This is a genomic window from Microbacterium suwonense, assembly GCF_030296555.1.
Taxonomy (GTDB): Bacteria; Actinomycetota; Actinomycetes; order Actinomycetales; family Microbacteriaceae; genus Microbacterium; species Microbacterium suwonense.
Genome location: NZ_AP027728.1, coordinates 2,710,621 through 2,727,438, shown reverse-complemented (window position 1 = coordinate 2,727,438; position 16,818 = coordinate 2,710,621). Strand labels below are relative to the sequence as shown.

Here is a 16,818-nt window from a genome sequence, read left to right as displayed (position 1 = left end):
CGACCGACGAAGGGACCGCCGCAATGTCTGCCGGCACACCGCTGCGCTTCGGCGCGAACTACACCCCGTCGACGAACTGGATGCACTCCTGGCTGTCGCTGAACCTCGAGGACACGCGTCGCGACTTCGCAGGCCTGGCGGAACTGGGCTTGGACCACGTGCGCATCTTCCCGTTGTGGCCGGTGCTGCAGCCCAACCGCACGCTGATCCGTGCCGACGCCGTCGCCGACGTGCGCGCCGTCGTCGATGCTGCCGCCGAGTTCGGGCTGGAGGCCAGTGTCGACGTCATCCAGGGCCATCTGTCGAGCTTCGACTTCATCCCGGCATGGCTGTCCACCTGGCACGACAGGAACATTTTCACGCATCCGGATGCGCTGAGCGGCCAGGTCGCCCTGATCGAACGCCTCAGTGAGGCGCTCGGCGACGCAGAGAACTTCCTCGGGTTCACCACCGGGAACGAGACGAACCAGTTCTCGGCATCCGTGCATCCCTCCCCTGGCCGGTGACGACGGCGGAGGCGACGAGTTGGATCACCACGCTGCTGGACGCCGCGGACTCCGCTGCTCCCGATCAGGAGCACGTGCACAGCGAGTACGATGCCGCCTGGTACCTCGACGGGCACGGCTTCACGCCCGCCCTCGCCGCACGGCTCGGAGCGATGACCACCGTGCACTCCTGGATCTTCAACGGCACCGCCCAGCGGTACGGTGGCCGATCGACAGCATCCGACCGTCACGCCGAGTACCTGATCGAGGTCTCCCGCGCGTTCGCAACCGACCCGCGACGCCGCACCTGGCTGCAGGAGGTCGGTGCGCCGTCGAACTGCCTGAGCGACGACGAGATGCCAGGGTTCCTCGAGGCGACCGTGCGCCACGCGGCCCGCACCGAGAATCTGTGGGGAGTGACCTGGTGGTGCTCGCACGACGTCAGCCGGACTCTGGGCGATTTTCCCGAGCTGGAGTACTCGCTCGGGCTGATCGACCAGGAGGGCGCGGTGAAGCCCTCGGGCGGCGCCTCGCCGAGATCATCCCCGAATTGCGCACGCCACAGGCGACGCCCACCCGTGCGCTCGGGATCGTCATCGAGGTGGATGCCGACGACACCCCGGTCAGCCGCGGCGGAATCGCACCCGGCGGGCCGGTCTTCGATGCTTGGCTCGCGGCATGCGACGACGGAGTGGATGCGGCGTTCGTGACGTCAACGGATGCCGCGGATGCCGTGAAGCTCGCCGCCCGAGGCATAACCGAACTGGTTCACCCAGACCTGTCGCAGAGCATCGCGACCTACTCGTCGAACAACACCGTGGTCGGCTGACCGACCTCGAAGGAGCGCCCCGTGCACGAAGAGACCTCGCTCACCGTCGGCCGCGTGAACCGGGTACTCACCGAACGAGTGAAGCCCGCCATCCACTCCGCCCGGATGCCGCTGGAGATCTCCGCGCACCAGCTCCCCGGCGAGCCGATCGCCCCCGCCGACGGTCTCGCGCTGGAGTACGAGCCGTTCACCGCTGGCAGCATGTGGGGTCCCGCCTGGGGCACGACATGGTTCCGGATGCGCGGCACCGTCCCGGCCGAGTGGGCCGGGAAGCAGGTCGAGGCGCTCGTCGATCTGGGCTTCGACGTGAACATGACCGGGTTCCAGTGCGAGGCGCTCGCCTACCTGGCATCCGATTCCGGCCCTGTGCCCCTCAAGAGCCTCAACCCGCGCAACCAGTGGCTGCCGGTCGATGCCGCACCGGGGGAGGCCGTCGAGTTCTATCTCGAAGGTGCGTCGAACCCGGTTCTGCTCGACTACCACCCCTTCCTGCCGACGCCGGAGGGCGACATCCAGACCTCCTCCCCGAGCCGCTGTACCGGGTGCGGCACATGGACCTGGCGGTGTTCGAGCCCGACGTCTTCGAGCTCGCGCTCGACCTGGAGGTGCTGATCGAGCTGCAGGCCGAGCTGCCTGAGACCAGCCCCCGACGGATGCGCATCCTGCAGGCGCTCGACGACGCCCTCGACGCCCTCGACCTGCAGCACATCGTCGAGACGGCATCCGACGCCAGGGCGCAGTTGGCCGACGTGCTCGCCTCCCCGGCGGATGCCAGTGCGCACCGCATCGCGGCGATCGGGCACGCCCACATCGACTCCGCGTGGCTCTGGCCGGTGCGTGAGACGATCCGCAAGGTCGCCCGCACCACCTCGTCGATGGCGACCCTCATCGACGAGCAGCCCGATTTTCTCTACGGCATGTCCAGCGCCCAGCAGTATGCGTGGATCAAGGAACACCGCCCCGAGGTGTTCGCGCGGGTTCGCGACGCAGTCGCCGCCGGTCGCTTCCTGCCGCTGGGCGGAATGTGGGTCGAATCCGACACCGTCATGCCGACCGGAGAGTCGCTGGTGCGCCAGTTCTCGCACGGCCAGCGCTTCTTCGAGCGCGAATTCGGCATCCGCTCCAAGGGCGTCTGGCTGCCCGACAGCTTCGGGTACTCCCCGCGCTGCCGCAGCTGATGCGCCGGGCCGGGTTCGAGTGGTTCTTCACGCAGAAGATCTCCTGGAACCAGCGCAACGTCTTCCCGCACCACAGCTTCCTGTGGGAGGGCATCGACGGCTCCCGCGTATTCACGCACTTCCCGCCGATGGACACCTACAACTCCCAGCTGTCCGGCATGGAGGTCGCCAAGGCCAGCCGCCAGTTCAAGGAGAACCGGGTCGCCACGATGTCGATCGCCCCGGTCGGCTGGGGCGATGGTGGCGGCGGCACGACCCGGGAGATGACCGGGAAGGCCGCACGGATGGCGTCGCTGGAGGGCGCCGCGCAGGTCGAGTGGAAGCATCCGGATGCCTTCTTCGACGATGCCAAGGCTGAGCTGACCGACCCCGCCGTGTGGGTCGGCGAGCTGTACCTGGAGCTGCACCGCGGCACGCTCACCAGCCAGCACGCCACGAAGGCGCTGCACCGCTGGGCGGAGCAGGCGCTGATCGAGGCGGAACTGTGGGCGGCGACCGCCGCCGTGCATCTGGGGGCGGCGTATCCGTACGAAGAACTCGATCGGCTGTGGCAGCTCGTGCTGCTGCACGAGTTCCACGACATCCTGCCCGGCACGTCGATCGCGTGGGTGCATCGCGAGGCCGTTTCCGTGCTGACCGAAGTGCTGTCGGATGCTGAAGAGCTGTCGTCCGCGGCGCGAAGGGCGTTGGCGGGCGACGGCGATCGCGAACTGGTGTTCACGCCGACGTCGGTCGGCGGAGGGCGGACGCTGGGTGCCGCCGTTCGAGACGCCCGCAGCGGGACGGAGGGTGCCACCCTCACCGAGTCGCCCGACGGTTACCTCCTCAGCAACGACCTCATCTCGGTGACCGTCTCCGCAGAGGGTCTCATCACGTCGGCTGTGGACCTGACATCCGGCCGCGAGACGATCCCCGCCAACCAGCCGGCGAACCTGTTCCAGCTGCATCAGGACTTCCCGAACATGTGGGACGCGTGGGACATCGACCGGTACTACCGCAACCGCGTCGAGGACCTGACTGAGGTGGCGTCGATCTCGGCATCCGTGGTCGACGGCGTCGCGACCGTGGTCGTCGAGCGCGCGTTCTCGGAGTCGCGCCTGACCCAGACCATCGTGCTCGCACCCGGCTCGCGCACGATCGTCTTGCGCAACGGGATCGATTGGCACGAGACCGAGAAGCTGCTCAAGCTCGCCTTCCCACTCGACCTGTTCGCCCGCGAGACCCTCGCCGAGACGCAGTTCGGCTTCCAGCGCCGGGTGACGCATGTGAACACCAGCTGGGAGGCGGCGAAGTTCGAGACCTCCATGCACCGGTTCGTGCTCGCGCAGGAGGACGACGGCTTCGGCGTCGCGCTCGTGAACGACTCGATCTACGGCTACGACACCACGCGCGATGCAGACGGCGACGACGTCACCACCACCATCCGGCTGTCGCTGCTGCGCGCTCCGCGCTTCCCCGATCCCGACACCGACCACGGGCACCACCAGATCGAGGTCGGGCTGGTGATCGGAGCGGATGCCGAGATCGCCACCGCCGAGGGCCTTCGCCTGAACGCACCGGCGCACGTCGTGCGCGGGGCCAACGAGGTCGAGCCGCTGGTGTCGGTCACCGGCGCGGGCATCGTCGTGTCGTCGGTGAAGCTGGCCGACGACCGTTCGGGCGACGTGATCGTGCGTGTGTACGAGTCGCTCGGCCGGCGGACGCGCGGGACGTTGGATGTGGCGTTCGCGCATTCCGGCATCCGCGAGGTCTCGCTGATCGAGGACGAGATGGAGTCGCCGCGCACCGGCGGCAAGCTGGTGCTGCACCCGTTCGAGGTGCGCACGCTGCGCATCGCGCGGGCCTGAGCCCCGGCATCCGTTCCCGCCCCTGTCGAACTACCTCGCCCCTGCTGATTCACGTAAACCAGCAGGGGCGAGGTAGCTGAGCAGGGGCGGGGATGCGCGCAGGCCAGGGGCGGGGACTTCCGCCCCCTGCCTCCGGGAGTCAGGCGCCGCGCAGGCGCTCTGCGAGATAGGCGTGCAGGTTGTCGAGCGGCACACGCTCCTGCGCCATGGTGTCGCGGTCGCGCACGGTGACCGCGTCGTCGTCGAGCGAGTCGAAGTCGACTGTGACGCAGAACGGCGTGCCGACCTCGTCCTGCCGGCGGTAACGCCGGCCGATCGCGCCGGCATCGTCGAAGTCGACGGTCCACTTGCCGCGCAGTTTGTCGGCCACCTCGCGAGCCAGCGGCGAGAGGCGCTCGTTGCGCGAGAGCGGCAGCACGGCGACCTTGATCGGCGACAGGCGCGGGTCGAGTTTGAGCACCGTGCGGGTGTCGGTGCCGCCCTTCGCGTTGGGCACCTGCTCCTCGACGTACGCGTCGACGAGGAACGCCATCATCGAACGGGTCAGGCCGAACGACGGCTCGATCACATACGGCGTGTACCGCTCGCCGGATGCCTGGTCGAAGTAGGTCAGCGAGGAGCCGGATGCCTCGGTGTGACTGGACAGGTCGTAGTCGGTGCGGTTGGCGACGCCCATCAGCTCGCCCCACTCGGAGCCCGCGAACCCGAAGCGGTACTCGAAGTCGATCGTGGCGGCCGAGTAGTGCGCACGCTCGTCCTCGGGCACGTCGAAGCGGCGCATGTTGTCGGTGTCGATGCCGAGGTCTTCGAACCACGCCCAGCAGGCCTCGACCCAGTGCTCGAACCACTCCTGCGCCTCGGCCGGAGGCACGAAGTACTCGATCTCCATCTGCTCGAACTCGCGCGTGCGGAAGATGAAGTTGCCCGGGGTGATCTCGTTGCGGAACGCCTTGCCGACCTGGCCGATGCCGAACGGGGGCTTCTTGCGCGAGGCGGTGAGCACGTTCGCGAAGTTCACGAAGATGCCCTGCGCGGTCTCGGGACGCAGGAAGTACAGTCCCGACTCGTCGTCGACGACGCCGAGGTAGGTCTTGATCAGGCCGGAGAACGCCTTCGGCTCGGTCCACCTGCCGCGGGTTCCGCAGTCGGGGCACGCGATGTCGGCCATCCCGTTCTCGGGGGCGCGGCCCTTCTTCGCCTCGAACGCCTCGATCAGGTGGTCTTCGCGGTGGCGCTTGTGGCACTGCAGGCACTCCACCAGCGGGTCGGTGAAGGTGGCGACGTGACCGGACGCCTCCCACACGCGCTTGGGCAGGATGATGCTGGAGTCCAGCCCCACCATGTCGCCGCGGCCGCGCACGAACGTCTGCCACCACTGCCGTCGGATGTTCTCCTTCAGCTCGGTGCCGAGGGGGCCGTAGTCCCATGCTGAACGCGAACCGCCGTAGATCTCACCCGCTTGGAAGACGAACCCGCGGTGGCGGGCGAGGGCGATGACCTTGTCAAGACGGGACTGTTCGGCCACGGTGGCTCCAATGGTCGGATGCTACGGGGGTGACGCCCGTGACTACGGGCGCCTTCAATCCTACCGTCGCCCCGCATGCGACATCCGAGGGTGCCGGCTGTCGGATGCCGGTGGCAGGCTGATGCCCATGGAACAGCGTCTGAGCTTCATCACCCTGGCCGTCGCCGACGTCGCCCGCAGCCGGGCGTTCTACGTCGACGGGCTGGGCTGGCATCCTGTCTTCGCGAACGAAGAGGTGCTGATGCTGCCCGTCGCCGACCGGGTGATCCTCTCGCTGTGGAGCGTGGAGGGTTTCATCGCGGAGATCGGCGAGGCCCCGGCATCCGGCGTCGCTCCCCTCACCCTCTCGCACAACCTGGCCACCGAGGCGGAGGTGGACGCGGTGCTCGCCGAGGCCGAGACGCTCGGCGCGACGGTGTCGCCGGCGAGCCGACGCGAATGGGGCGGCTATTCGGGCTATTTCACCGACCCTGACGGGTTCCGCTGGGAGGTCGCGGTCAACCCCGGCGACACCGGGGACTTCGTACTGCCGCCGGAATGACGACCTACTCGGTGAAGAGGTAGCCGCGCTCCACATCGAAGCCGGCGATGTGCAGGCCCTTGTCCAGCTGCTGCTCGATCTCGGTGCGCAGCCGCAGGCGCCACTGGTGGGCGGCATCCGGGTCGGAGACGCGCATGGACTCGACATCCGTGGGAATCTCGACGGTTGCGACCACGGCATCGGATGCCGGAGGCTTGGCGATGTCGGCCAGCGCCCACTCGACGTCCAGCCGGTCGCTCTCGTCTCCGGCGTCGCCTCCGCCGAAGATGCCGTAGCGGTTCACCGTGTAGCGGGTCACGCGTGCGCCGAGCACCGTCAGGAAGAAGTGCGCGTTGCGAGCGACCAGCGGGTCGTAGGTCCAGGTGATCCGGCCGACCTCGCGCGAGAACGCCCACTGACGCTGGTGCTCCTTCAGCTCGCGTCCCCAGCCGCGGCCGCGGTACTCCGGCAGCAACGCGGTGATGTGCGAGTGCATGGTGCGCTTGCCCGGCTCGCCGAAGAACGCGATCGAGGCGCCGACCATGCGCTCTTCGCCGCTCTCGTCGTCGAAGAGCCCCACGACGTAGTTGCCGGACTGCTCCAGGGCCCTCAGGGTGCCGGCATCGATGACGCGTTCGGGTCCGCGGATCGAATCCAGCAGTCCCTGGGCGTCGATGATCAGCTCTACGGTGTCGAGATCACGGATAGTGCGCACACTCACAGTCTGCCTCTCTCCGCGCTCAGGACGAAACGCGCAGGCCGGTCAGCGCCCGGGGAACGCCTGCCCTCCGCCTGCGGCGAGCGCGTTCGCCACGATCTCGAGGTACTCCTGCATCATCTCCTCCGGCATAGCCGGCATGGACTGCTCCCAGTACGGCAGGATCGCGCCACGACCCTGCATCATGCCGGCCGGGCGCGCGTACGCCCACAGATGCAGGTGCGCTGACCCGTCGTTCCAGCGCGAGAAGTGGCAGCGCGCGACCGCGGGGATCGCCTTGGTCGCCTCGGAGACCCGCTGCAGCACGGGGCCCAACCCTGCGAGCACCTCGATCGGAGCGTCCTCCAGCTTGACGTGCCGGCGCGGCGAGATCGCGCCGACGAACGGAACGCCCGTGGGGCCCTGCATGCCCCCGCTGACGCGCCACTCGTCGTCTTGCCAGATCGTGAACTTCGACGGCTTGCAGTGACCGCACTCCGACGGGTCGAGTTCGCCCTTGCGCGGCTTCTCGGGTACGAGCATCGGCTCCAGCGGCAGCAGTCCGAACGCCGAGATGCTGGGCACCGGGCCACTGCCGACAGTGCGACTCGCGTCGAGGGTCTGCCCGATCGGCGCCCAGCGGTGCCAGTCGGTGTCGGCGGGATGCTGCTCGAATACCTCGTCGGCTGTGCTCATCCGCCTATGAAATCACACCGCACGCAGCGCGTCCCGATCCAGCTCACCCACCGAGGTGAGACCGGCGAGGCCGAGCGTGATGTCCAGCTCGGCCAGCACGTTGCGGATCACCTCGCGCACGCCCTGCTCGCCGGCGATGCCCAGACCGTAGGCGTACGGACGGCCCAGTGCGACGACGTCCGCGCCGAGCGCGAGGGCGATCGCGGCATCGGCTCCGCTGCGGATGCCGGAGTCGAACACCACCGGCATCCGTCCGCCCACCCGCTCCGAGATCTCGGGCAGCACGTCCAGCGTCGGCACGGAGCGGTCGATCTGCCGTCCGCCGTGGTTGGAGATCCAGATGCCGTCCACCCCGGCATCCGCCGTTCGCTCGGCGTCGTCGGGATGCACGATCCCCTTGAGGATGATCGGCAGCGACGTCCATTCCCGCGCCTTCGCGAGGTCGTCCCAAGTGAGAGTGGGTGTGGAGAACACGTCGAGGAAGGTCTCGACCGCGACGCGCGGCAGCGGCGAGCGCAGGTTGTCGCGCAGGCTGCGGCTGCCGGTGAGCGAGGTGCCCCTGCGGGCGATCGAGATGCCGGCGGCGATCGTCTTCGGCGTCACCCGCACGGCCTTCCCCTCGCCGGAGGTGTCGGAGGTGTCGGAGGTGTCGGATGCTGCGGACGCACGCTGCTTCACGAGTTCCTGGAACACCGGGTCGGACGTGTACTGGGCGATGCCCATGCCGCGCGTGAACGGCAGATAGGCCAGATCGAGATCCCGCGTCCGCCAGCCGAGCAGATGTGTGTCGAGTGTGACGACGATCGCCTCGTAGCCGGCCGCCTCGGCTCGCGAGAGCAGCGAAGCGTTCAGCTCGTCGGAGGCCGACCAGTACAGCTGGAACAGGCGAGGCGCTCCGGGTGCGGACTGCGCGATCCGCTCGAGCGGGAAGGATGCCTGGTTCGAGACCGTGTAGGGCACGCCGACGGATGCCGCGGCACGGGCGACCGCGAGATCGGCCTCGGGGTGCACGAGCTCCATCACCCCCAGCGGTGCGAGCAGCAGCGGGGTGGGGCGGGTGCAGCCGAGGAAGTCCACCGACAGGTCGCGGGAGGAGACTTCGTGCAGCGGGCGGGGCCAGAGCTGCCAGCGATCGAAGGCGCTCCGGTTCGCTATGACGGTCTGCTCGGAGCCGGCACCGCCGGCGATGTACGCGTAGGCCTCCGTGGACAGCACGGCCTCGGCCGCGGCATCCAGCCTCCGTGCGTCGACCGGAACCGCCGGGCGCGCGCCGCTGATCCCGGCGCGGAAGATGTCGGACTGCGTGCGGCGCGAGATGCCCCGCGCCGCCGCCGGATCGTTCGGAGCCACAGTGCTCATGCCGACACCCTAGCCGGGCCTGCGGTCGACGGACAGGGCTGGCCAGGCGGCAGACCGGACCGACTGCGATGCCCTGGTCAGAGCGTGCGCCCATCCGGGTCGCCGGGCCGCGCGGGGCGAAGACGCGCGGGGGCGGGCCAGGGCAGCACGAACCGCTCGGTCGGCGGGCGCTGCATGTCGCCGAAGTCGTCGGCCTTCACCACCACGCGGCCGATCGTCTCGCCGTCCGAGGGCGTCACCTCCACGAAGCGCACACGCAGCGGCCCGGGCGCCTCACCCTCCAGCATCCATGCGTCGGCGAGCCAGGCCAGGCCCACCTCTTCGAGCGCCACCTCCGCGTCGAGCCAGTCGACCGGCCCGGATGCCACCCGTCCCAGCACGTCGACCGCCACCCAGTCCTCACCCTCGGGATGGATCCAGCCGAGCAGCTCGCCGTCGTCGCGGCGGTGCGGCGTCCAGTCGTCAGGAATCATCGTTCGAGGCTAACCCAGCACGTGCGCCGCCTCGGCGTACGTGCTGCGACGGACCGCATCGCTCAGTGCGTGTACTCCATGAGGTCGGTGCCGAGGATCCGGAAGGCGTCGTGCGCACGCAGACGATGGCTGATCGACAGATCGTCGAAGCACACCGTCAGCGCATAGGCCACGCCGGCGCGGGGGCCGGCGAGCACCCCGGCCTCGGCGCGCACGCCGCGATCACGGCCGGTCTTGTTGATGAACAGCAGCCCATGGGCGTCGTGCTCGTGGGCGAACGGGTCGAGTCCGGTGGCGGCGGCGACGAGGCTGAGGTCGTGATTGAGGCTCAGCCATTCGGCCACCTGCGCACTGATTCCAGCGTCGACGACGGCGGAGTTCACGAGGGCGGAGAACAGCTGGGCGAACTCGCGGGTGGTGCCCACGGCGACGTGCGGTGCGTCGTCGGGGCCGCGCTTGTCGCGGAAGTGATCGAGCACGGCGCTGCGTGGCATGCCGAGGCTCACCATGCGTGCGCGGACCTGCTCGTGTCCGACGGCGTCGAGCAGCGCGTTGGCCGCGTTCGGGTCGCCGGCGGCCGCCGCCAGCACCGCCAGGTCGATCATCGGCAGGGCCGGCGCGCGCAGGTTGCGCCAGAGCCCCGAGCCGGCGACCAGGTCGGCGTCGGCGCGATCGATGATGCCCAGCGGATCCAGCCTGCCCGCATCCAGCGCCACGGCCGTCTCCACGAGCACGGGAACGACACCGAGCCCGGCGATGGGCAGCGGCACGTGATCGTCACCGGACAGCACCGTGTGCCCGGTGTCGAGGTCTCTGACGTGCACCGACACCTGCGCCCCCGACTGCGCGAGCTCTTCCAGGGCGCGCAGCGCAGTGCTGAACGAGCGCCGTCCCACTGCCGCCCGTCGAGGAGTGCGCCTGCTGCTGCGATGAGACCGTCGTGACGCCGTGGCGACACCGTCGGAGGGCGCACGCGATTCACCGTCGGAAGGCTCGGGCAGCTGGGCGGAGTGGGAGCTCACACGTGATTCCTCACGGGATGGGGGAGGTGACGGTGTCCGGATGCGCCCGGGGTGCGCGTCCGACCGTCCCGGCTATCGTAACCCCGCCGCCCGTGGGTCGGGCGGCGGGGTCGGACGTTCACCAGATGGTGACGCGCTGGTCCTCCGGAAGGTGCAGCGCATCCCCTTCTGCGACGTCGAACGCATCGTAGAACGCGTCGATGTTGCTGACGATCTGATTGCAGCGGAACTCGTTCGGCGAGTGCGGGTCGATGGTCAGCAGACGGATCGTCTCGGCGTCACGGCTCTTCTGCTGCCACACCTGCGCCCAGCTCAACAGCAGGCGCTGCACGCCCGTGTAGCCGTCGATGACCGGTGCGTCCTCACCGCCGAGCGACAGCTCGTATGCCTTCAGCGCGATGCCCAGACCGCCCAGGTCGCCGATGTTCTCGCCGATGGTGAGAGCGCCGTTGACATGGTTCTCCTCGCTCAGTCCCAGCGGCACGAGCACGTCGTACTGCGCGATCAGGGCCTTGGTGCGCTGCTCGAACGCGGCCCGGTCGTCGTCGGTCCACCAGTCCTGCAGGCGGCCGTCGCCATCGTAGCGGCTGCCCTGGTCGTCGAAGCCATGGCCGATCTCGTGGCCGATGACCGCGCCGATGCCGCCGTAGTTCGCGGCCGCATCGCGCTTCGGGTCGAAGAACGGGTACTGCAGGATGGCCGCGGGGAAGACGATCTCGTTCATCAGCGGGTTGTAGTAGGCGTTGACCATCTGCGGCGGCATGAACCACTCGTCGCGATCGATGGGCTTGCCGACCTTCGAGATCTGACGGTCGTGCTCGAAGACCGAGGCACGACGCGCGTTGCCGATCAGGTCGGATGCCGAGATCTCGACACCGCTGTAGTCGCGCCACACCTCGGGATGCCCGATCTTCGGGCGGAAGGTGGCGAGCTTGTCGAGCGCCTTCCTGCGCGTCTCGGCGCCCATCCACTCGAGCTTCTCGATGCTCTGCCGGTACGCCTCGATCAGGTTGCCGACCAGCTCGTCCATCGCGGCCTTCGACTCCGCGGGGAAGTGCCGCTCGACGTAGATCTTTCCGACCGCATCGCCGAGCGACCCCTCCACCAGTGAGACGCCGCGCTTCCAGCGCTCACGGATCGACGGGGTGCCGGTGAGCTCGGTGCCGTAGAAGGAGAAGTTCTCGTCGACGATGTCGTCGGTCAGATACCCGGCGAGACCGTGCACGACCTTAGCGGTCAGCCAGGCCTTCCAGTCGTCGAGACGCTCCTCGACGAGCAGCGCGCCGAGGCCCTCGAAGAAGCTGGGCTGGTAGACGACGAGTTCTGTGAACGCGTCGGGGTTGGCCGGTGCGACGGCATCCCGCCACGGCGCGAGATCCACGCCGACGAGCTGCTGGAACTCGTCCCAGCTGCGCAGGTTGTACGTCTTCACGGCATCGCGGGACTCGACGTTGTCCCAGTGGTGACCGGCGATCTCGTGCTCGAGGGCGAAGGCACGCTCGGCCGTGCCCGCGGCATCCGCGATGCGCGCAAGGGTGAGGAGCCGCTCGAGATGCGCGCTGTAGGCGGTGCGGGTCTCGGCGAAGCCGTCTTGACGGTAGTAGCTCTCGTCGGGAAGCGAAAGGCCCGCCTGCACGGCGAAGGGCACGTAGCGCTGGGGGTTGCCCGGGTCGGGCTCGACGAAGACGCCGATGAGGGCGGCGACGCCCTCGCGGTCGAACGTGCCGACGGCGGCGAGGAGGAGCGGATGCTGTCGATCCGATCGACCTTGGTGAGCTGCTCCACCAGCGGGGCGACGCCGAGGGCGGCGATGCGCTCGGTGTCCATGAAGCTCGAGTACAGGTCGCCGACCTTGCGGGCGAGGGTGCCGGGTTCGGCATCCGTCGACTCCTCGATGATCGCGCGGACGTCCTTCTCGGCCTGTTCGGCGAGCATGTGGAAGGAGCCCCAGCGCGCTTTGTCGGCGGGGATCTCGGCGGCATCGAGCCACGCGCCGTTGACGTGGCGGTAGAGGTCGTCCTGAGGGCGGATGTCAGAGCTGAACTCGCTCGTGGCGAGACCAGAGGGCAGAACGTCAGTCATGCGTTCCACCCTATGCGCCACCGCCGACGTCTCCGCCCGCGAAGCGGGTTCCTCCGCTCCGCGCCGTCTGCGGATCAGTCGATCACCCCTATCGACCGGACGCCCTGCGCTCCCGCCACGCGGAGACCTCGGCATCCACATCTCTGGTCTTCGTGACCACCGGCGGGCCGCCGTTCAGCTGCCGCCGCGCCTCGATCACACGGCGGTTGAAATCCTCCAGCACCGCGCGGACATCCTCTTCCCTGCCGAGCTGATCGAGTTCCCCGTTCAGCTCTCGATCCTCGGTGCGCAGCAGCAAAGCCGGCGGGCCCAGACCGGACAGGTTCTCGGTCTCGATCTTGCGGCGGATCCACCAATCCGGGTCATGACTGGTACCCAGCCCCTCGATCGGTTTGCCCGCGCCGGGCAGGTTGTCGAACTCGCCGCGTCTGATGGCGAGCTGGATCGCCGTCTCTACGAACTGCGCCTCGTTCTGGGCATTGAGCACCATGGGCGGCGCCGTGGGCTCGGCAGCGCCCTGGTCCCGTTTCGGTTCGGTCATATACGCACCTCCGATATCGACAGCCTAATTCGGGCTCCGGACCGCTGTCCGCACCACCCCTAGGCTCATGAGGTGGCATCTCCCGCATCCGGCTCGCTGAACCGCCAGATCCTGCACCTCGCCGTGCCGGCGCTCGGTGCGCTCGTGGCCGAGCCGGCGTTCCTCATCATCGATGCGGCGATGATCGGCCACCTCGGCGCCGTGCCGCTGGCGGGCCTCGGCATCGCCAGCGCCGTGCTGCAGACGATCGTCGGCCTGATGATCTTCCTCGCCTATTCCACGACTCCGGCGGTCGCGCGTCGTTTCGGTGCGGGTAGGCCCGGCGATGCGGTGTCGGTCGGCATCGACGGCATGTGGCTCGCGCTGGCCCTGGGCGCGGTGCTGGCGATCATCGGCGCGGTGTCGACGCCCGCGATGGTGGGGCTGTTCGGCGCCACGGATGCGGTCGCACAGGAAGCACGCACGTACCTGTCGATCTCGATGTGGGGGCTGCCGGCGATGCTCATCGTGTTCGCCGCGACGGGGCTGCTGCGCGGGATGCAGGATACGGTCACGCCGCTGTGGATCGCCGGACTCGGGTTCGGCGCCAACGCGCTGCTGAACTGGCTGTTCATCTATGGCCTCGGCTGGGGCATCGCGGGCTCCGCGTTCGGCACCGTCACCGCGCAGTGGGGCATGGTCGCCGCCTACGTGGTCGTCATCCGCGGCCTGGCGCGGAAGCACGGCGCCTCGATGAAGGCGCAGGGCACCGGCATCCGCGGCACCGCACGCTCGGGCGGCTGGCTGTTCCTGCGCACGGTCAGCCTGCGCGTGGCACTGCTGGCGACGGTCGGCGTCGCCACTGGCATCGGCACGCACGAGCTTGCCGGCTGGCAGATCGCCTTCACCATCTTCTCGACCGCGGCCTTCGCACTGGACGCGCTCGCGATCGCCGCGCAGGCGATGATCGGCAAGAGCCTGGGAGCCGGCGACATGGCGCAGGTGCATCGGGTGCTGCGGCGCACGGTCGCGTGGGGAGTGTGGTTCGGCGTGCTCGTCGGCGCCCTCATCGGCGGACTGTCCGGGGTGCTCGGGATCGTGTTCACCGGGGATGCCGAGATCGCCGCCCTCGTGCAGCCGGCATTCATCGTGCTCGCCGTCGCCCAGCCCTTCGCGGGGGTCGTGTTCGTGCTCGACGGGGTGCTGATGGGCGCGAACGATGCCCGCTACCTGGCGATCGCGGGGCTGCTGAACCTCGTGCCGTTCCTGCCCGCGCTGTGGATCATCTCCGCCACCGGAGTCGACGGGATCGCCGGACTCGTCTGGCTGGCCGTGGCGTTCTTCGGCGTCTACATGCTCGCGCGCCTGGCGACGCTCGGCTGGCGCGTGCGCACCGACCGCTGGACGCAGGTCGCCGCCTGAACGGAGCCGGCTGAGTCCGAGCGACGGCCTTCAGCCTCAAGCTGCCTCAGGCCACCTCACCGGCCGCGACCGTCTCGGCGAGCATGTGCACCCGCGGCAGGTGATGGGCACCGTAGAAGTCAGCGGAGCGCAGGCGCTCGGCATCCGATTCTCCTGCGGTCTCGCGGCTGAGCACGGCGACCACGGCGAGGGCGTGCATCCAGCCGCCCGCGAGCGTGCCGAGCAGCATCAGGTACGGCACGCTCACCGCGTACGCGTCACGCGACTGCCCGAAGCCGAGCACGGATGCCGTCGCCGCCCGCCCCGCTGCCACAGCTCGCTCCAGCCGCTCGGCGGTGCGCACGGCCACCGCGTCGTCCAGGGCACGCAGCGCAGCGACCGTCTCCGCCATCTCGGAGAACAGTGCCTCGGCCGTCGCGCCGCTGTCGCGGATCACCTTGCGCCCGATCAGGTCGTTCGATTGGATCGCGGTGGTGCCCTCGTAGATCGGCATGATGCGCGCGTCGCGGTAGTGCTGCGCCACGCCGGTCTCCTCGATGAAGCCCATGCCGCCGTGCACCTGGATCGCATCGCTGGTCAGCGCGACCGCGTCCTCTGTGGCCCAGCCCTTCAGGATCGGCACGAGGAACTCGGCGAGCACGCCGGTGCCGTCGGTCTCGGCGCGGTCGAACAGGTCGCCGAGGTACACGCCCAGGGCGCGCATCGCGTACAGGCGGCTCTGCATCGACAGCAGCAGGCGACGCACATCGGGGTGCTCGGCGATCGGGGTGCCGGCGGGGCGATCGAACACGGCTCCCTGCAGGCGTCCCTCCGCGTAGGCGGCGGCCTGCTGGTAGGCGCGATTGGAGATTCCGGTGGCCTGGAACCCCATGCCGGCGCGCGCGGAGTTCATCATCACGAACATGCCGGCCAGGCCGCCGCCCACCTCGCCGACGAGGTAGCCGGTGGCGTCCTCGTAGGAGAGCACGCAGGTCGGGCTGCCGTGGATGCCGAGCTTGTGCTCGATGGCGACGGTGGTGACGGCGTTGCGTTCTCCGGGGTTGCCGTCGGCGTCGGGCAAGAACTTCGGGGCGACGAACAGCGAGAGCCCCTTCGCTCCGGCGGGTGCGTCGGGTGTGCGCGCGAGCACGAGGTGCACGATGTTCTCGGCCACGTCGTGGTCGCCCCAGGTGATGAAGATCTTCTGGCCGCTGATGCTCCAGGAGCCGTCGTCGCGCGGGGTCGCCATCGTGCGGATCGCCCCGAGGTCGGTGCCCGCGTCGGGCTCGGTGAGGTTCATCGTGCCGGTCCACTCGCCGGAGACGAGCTTGGTCAGGTAGGTCTCGCGCAGTTCGTCGGATGCCGCCGCATCGAGCGCATGGATCTGACCGGCCGTCAGCAGCCAGCACAGCGCGAAGGCCGCGTTCGATCCGTTCCAGATCTCGCCGAGCCCCGCGCGGATCGAGCCGGGCAGGCCGTCGCCGCCGGCGGACTCCGGAGCCTCGGCGGTGATCCAGCCGGCTTCGACGAAGGCCCGGTAGGCCTCGGCGAATCCGGTGGGCAGGTGCACCTGGCCGTCTTCGAGGCGGGCGCCCGCGCGGTCGCCGATCGTCTCGAGAGGGGCGAGGACGGATGCCGCGAACTCGCCGGCTCCGGCGATGATCTCGGTGGCGTCCTCGGCGCTGAAGGCCCCGGCGGTTCCTCGCGCGACGAGGTCGAGGCCGAAGGCCTCACCGAACAGGAAACGGTAGTCCTCGACCGGGGGGATGTAGTCGGATGCCATGGTGCGCTCCTTCTTTGAGACCGAGAGCCAGTGTACGCGAGACTGGGTTTCAAGTGAACCACTCTTCCTGCACATTTCGGCTTCTGAACGAGTTGTCCACAGATCGTGGGCCGGCGCCCGCGCGGCTCGACGAACCCTGGCATCGTCGAGCGAAACGGGCGATGATGAAGGGGTGCTGACGATGACGGAACCGCAGGTCTGGACGCTGATCGGCGTCTTCGCCACCGGCCTGTTCGGCATGATGACGCTGATGTCCACGATGTTCGTGCGGATCATCCGCGCTGAGATACAGGGTGTGCACCGCCGCCTCGATCGCCTCGACAGCGACGTCAACGCGCTGATGAAGCACTCTTTCGGCATCCAGCGCGACTGAGCGCGCGGCATCCGGCCATCCGCAACCC

At 69.1% G+C, this 16,818-nt stretch carries 14 protein-coding genes and 2 pseudogenes; 7 read left to right on the top strand and 9 right to left on the bottom strand.

Translation table 11 applies throughout. The features are described 5' to 3' along the window. Positions 1-23: 23 nt before the first annotated feature. The 4 genes and pseudogenes from QUE33_RS13700 to QUE33_RS13685 all read left to right on the top strand — a co-directional run bounded on the left by QUE33_RS13700 (position 24) and on the right by QUE33_RS13685 (position 4,339). Positions 24-506, top strand: a complete 483-nt coding sequence (locus tag QUE33_RS13700; protein WP_286300751.1) for a glycoside hydrolase 5 family protein — start codon at positions 24-26, stop codon at positions 504-506. Continuing rightward, the gene (locus QUE33_RS13695; protein WP_286300750.1) at positions 503-1,195 is read left to right on the top strand and encodes a glycoside hydrolase 5 family protein; all 693 of its coding nucleotides are present in this window, start codon (positions 503-505) and stop codon (positions 1,193-1,195) included. Before QUE33_RS13700 ends, QUE33_RS13695 begins: the two co-directional genes overlap by 4 nt. Then, complete coding sequence (locus QUE33_RS13690) at positions 1,192-1,314, top strand: hypothetical protein (RefSeq protein WP_286300748.1); 123 nt, start codon at positions 1,192-1,194, stop codon at positions 1,312-1,314. The genes QUE33_RS13695 and QUE33_RS13690 overlap by 4 nt, the downstream gene beginning before the upstream one ends. Before the next feature lie 21 nt (positions 1,315-1,335). Then, positions 1,336-4,339, top strand: a pseudogene (locus QUE33_RS13685) (alpha-mannosidase). A 139-nt stretch (positions 4,340-4,478) separates the two neighbouring features. Here QUE33_RS13685 and QUE33_RS13680 read toward each other — a convergent pair. Next, a complete protein-coding gene (locus QUE33_RS13680; RefSeq protein WP_286300747.1) occupies positions 4,479-5,864 on the bottom strand; it encodes a glycine--tRNA ligase in 1,386 nt (461 codons plus the stop codon). Positions 5,865-5,991: 127 nt separating this feature from the next. On the opposite strand from QUE33_RS13680, the gene QUE33_RS13675 reads away from it, so the two are divergent. Further along, entirely contained in the window at positions 5,992-6,405 is a 414-nt protein-coding gene (locus QUE33_RS13675) for a VOC family protein (RefSeq protein ID WP_286300746.1), read from the top strand. Between the two features lie 4 nt (positions 6,406-6,409). Here the strand turns inward: QUE33_RS13675 and QUE33_RS13670 are convergent, their stop codons facing one another. The 7 genes and pseudogenes from QUE33_RS13670 to QUE33_RS13640 all read right to left on the bottom strand — a co-directional run bounded on the left by QUE33_RS13670 (position 6,410) and on the right by QUE33_RS13640 (position 13,254). Further along, complete coding sequence (locus QUE33_RS13670) at positions 6,410-7,099, bottom strand: GNAT family N-acetyltransferase (protein ID WP_286300745.1); 690 nt, start codon at positions 7,097-7,099, stop codon at positions 6,410-6,412. A 48-nt stretch (positions 7,100-7,147) separates the two neighbouring features. Continuing rightward, positions 7,148-7,777 (bottom strand): hypothetical protein, encoded by a 630-nt coding sequence (locus tag QUE33_RS13665; protein ID WP_286300743.1) that lies wholly within the window; start codon positions 7,775-7,777, stop codon positions 7,148-7,150. 12 nt (positions 7,778-7,789) lie between these two features. After that, positions 7,790-9,136: an alpha-hydroxy-acid oxidizing protein gene (locus QUE33_RS13660; protein ID WP_286300741.1), complete on the bottom strand. Its 1,347-nt coding sequence runs from the start codon at positions 9,134-9,136 to the stop codon at positions 7,790-7,792. Positions 9,137-9,213: 77 nt separating this feature from the next. Beyond that, the gene (locus QUE33_RS13655) at positions 9,214-9,609 is read right to left on the bottom strand and encodes a hypothetical protein (RefSeq protein ID WP_286300740.1); all 396 of its coding nucleotides are present in this window, start codon (positions 9,607-9,609) and stop codon (positions 9,214-9,216) included. Between the two features lie 62 nt (positions 9,610-9,671). Further along, complete coding sequence (locus QUE33_RS13650) at positions 9,672-10,631, bottom strand: serine hydrolase (RefSeq protein ID WP_350226467.1); 960 nt, start codon at positions 10,629-10,631, stop codon at positions 9,672-9,674. 118 nt (positions 10,632-10,749) lie between these two features. After that, positions 10,750-12,713, bottom strand: a pseudogene (locus tag QUE33_RS13645) (M13 family metallopeptidase). 88 nt (positions 12,714-12,801) lie between these two features. After that, on the bottom strand, positions 12,802-13,254 hold the full coding sequence (locus tag QUE33_RS13640; RefSeq protein WP_378761188.1) for a DnaJ family domain-containing protein: 453 nt from the start codon (positions 13,252-13,254) through the stop codon (positions 12,802-12,804). A 72-nt stretch (positions 13,255-13,326) separates the two neighbouring features. Here QUE33_RS13640 and QUE33_RS13635 point away from each other — a divergent pair, with 72 nt between their 5' ends. Next, on the top strand, positions 13,327-14,655 hold the full coding sequence (locus tag QUE33_RS13635) for an MATE family efflux transporter (protein WP_286300738.1): 1,329 nt from the start codon (positions 13,327-13,329) through the stop codon (positions 14,653-14,655). A 46-nt stretch (positions 14,656-14,701) separates the two neighbouring features. Here QUE33_RS13635 and QUE33_RS13630 read toward each other — a convergent pair whose 3' ends face one another. Beyond that, a complete protein-coding gene (locus QUE33_RS13630) occupies positions 14,702-16,417 on the bottom strand; it encodes an acyl-CoA dehydrogenase family protein (RefSeq protein ID WP_286300736.1) in 1,716 nt (571 codons plus the stop codon). On the opposite strand from QUE33_RS13630, the gene QUE33_RS13625 reads away from it, so the two are divergent. Continuing rightward, positions 16,416-16,790, top strand: coding sequence for a hypothetical protein (locus QUE33_RS13625; RefSeq protein ID WP_286300734.1), 375 nt, complete (start codon positions 16,416-16,418; stop codon positions 16,788-16,790). The genes QUE33_RS13630 and QUE33_RS13625 overlap by 2 nt on opposite strands. Positions 16,791-16,818: the final 28 nt, after the last annotated feature.

Bases quoted from the DNA above. Each gene is read 5' to 3' on its own strand.
- QUE33_RS13700 (WP_286300751.1), top strand. From the start codon at position 24: ATGTCTGCCGGCACACCGCTGCGCTTCGGCGCGAACTACACCCCGTCG.
- QUE33_RS13675 (WP_286300746.1), top strand. From the start codon at position 5,992: ATGGAACAGCGTCTGAGCTTCATCACCCTGGCCGTCGCCGACGTCGCC.
- QUE33_RS13665 (WP_286300743.1), bottom strand. From the start codon at position 7,777: ATGAGCACAGCCGACGAGGTATTCGAGCAGCATCCCGCCGACACCGAC.
- QUE33_RS13660 (WP_286300741.1), bottom strand. From the start codon at position 9,136: ATGAGCACTGTGGCTCCGAACGATCCGGCGGCGGCGCGGGGCATCTCG.
- QUE33_RS13655 (WP_286300740.1), bottom strand. From the start codon at position 9,609: ATGATTCCTGACGACTGGACGCCGCACCGCCGCGACGACGGCGAGCTG.
- QUE33_RS13640 (WP_378761188.1), bottom strand. From the start codon at position 13,254: ATGACCGAACCGAAACGGGACCAGGGCGCTGCCGAGCCCACGGCGCCG.
- QUE33_RS13625 (WP_286300734.1), top strand. From the start codon at position 16,416: ATGGTGCGCTCCTTCTTTGAGACCGAGAGCCAGTGTACGCGAGACTGG.
- QUE33_RS13630 (WP_286300736.1), bottom strand. From the start codon at position 16,417: ATGGCATCCGACTACATCCCCCCGGTCGAGGACTACCGTTTCCTGTTC.